1 pseudogene is annotated in these 668 nt (G+C 45.2%); it reads right to left on the minus strand.

Annotated elements, in window-relative coordinates:
- Window positions 1–224, minus strand: a pseudogene (locus AC1DWN_RS34850) (IS110 family RNA-guided transposase); the annotation flags it as partial.
- Window positions 225–668: the final 444 nt, after the last annotated feature.

Here is a 668-nt window from a genome sequence, read left to right on the forward strand (position 1 = left end):
GCGCTTAAATTGTGGCTGGTTTGCAGTTTTTGAATCCATAGCAAGAGACTGTGAAATCCCTCCTCGTCATTCGAAAAAGATAAGTAGTCTCCGATAATGATGCCACGAAAGTTTACAGCGCGCGCAACATGCATCTGCTGGGCAATGTCGATCCCGACAACTAAATGCTGAGCAGTAATTTTTTCAATGAGCTGATTTTGTCTCGCTTGCGATTTAAACTTCATAATAGAGCGTCCTCCTGGATGATGGAATTTTTAGGGCTATGACCCGTTGCGTACTTCCATCGTACCGAGGCGCTCGTTTTTTTGCAAAGCGGAAATTTAACGCTCTACAGGAATGCTAACGGGGAACGATAGTTAAACAAATAAGGAGCAGTTTGCTGCGGCAGAGTTCCCTTTCTTTATTAAGCTAACGGGCAGGTTAGTTTAAGTGCGTCAAGTTAAGTCATGTCATTTAGCAGGTGGAAATCCTGCTTGGGAAGACTCTAGCCAGGTCACCAATAGCGAGTCTTGGAGCTTTAAGGGTAACCTTACGGTTTAAGCGTAGACAGTCAGATAGTAGGCCGTGTGATTGAGCCTCGAAAGAACTGCAAAAATGGGAAGGTCGACGGATTTTAAACTCTCGGAAGACTACAGGATAAGCAGCGTAACAGGCGAGTTGCTTACCCC

It is taken from the genome of Paenibacillus sp. P4_A7 (genome assembly GCF_056402455.1).